Here is a 414-nt window from a genome sequence, read left to right on the forward strand (position 1 = left end):
TTTGATGTACAAGGAGGTACGAATGTCGATGATATTCATTGATGAATTAAGTGCAAAGTACAATGACAGCGAGCAACGCGAGTACATTTACTTTGCGCAAGGTGAAATGAGCTATTGTAGAGAACGCAGACCTATTCACAGCGCAAAAAGGAGCCCTCCACAGGGAAGTGTCCCCAAAGACTGCTAGATACCAGCTTCATGGAGGAATAGACAACATCGCTCTGTCTACAACTTTTTAAATCGCACATAGCAAAAAACCCGCTGCATTGCTGCAACGGGTTTCTCTTATTTGGAGCTTGGCAATGTCCTACTTTCACATGGGAAACCCCACACTATCATCGGCGCTATTTCGTTTCACTACTGAGTTCGGCATGGAGTCAGGTGGTTCCAAAATGCTATGGTTACCAAGCATAA

Annotated in this window: 1 rRNA gene and 1 pseudogene; one reads left to right on the forward strand and one right to left on the reverse strand. The window is 44.4% G+C overall.

What is annotated here, in order from left to right:
* A pseudogene (locus IY568_RS24485) lies at positions 1-187 on the forward strand (hypothetical protein); the annotation flags it as partial.
* Between the two features lie 107 nt (positions 188-294).
* Here IY568_RS24485 and rrf read toward each other — a convergent pair.
* A 5S ribosomal RNA gene (rrf, locus tag IY568_RS24490) occupies positions 295-409 on the reverse strand.
* Positions 410-414 lie beyond the last annotated feature (5 nt).

Source organism: Pseudoalteromonas sp. PPB1, from assembly GCF_015356275.1.
Classification (GTDB): Bacteria; Pseudomonadota; Gammaproteobacteria; order Enterobacterales; family Alteromonadaceae; genus Pseudoalteromonas; species Pseudoalteromonas rubra_D.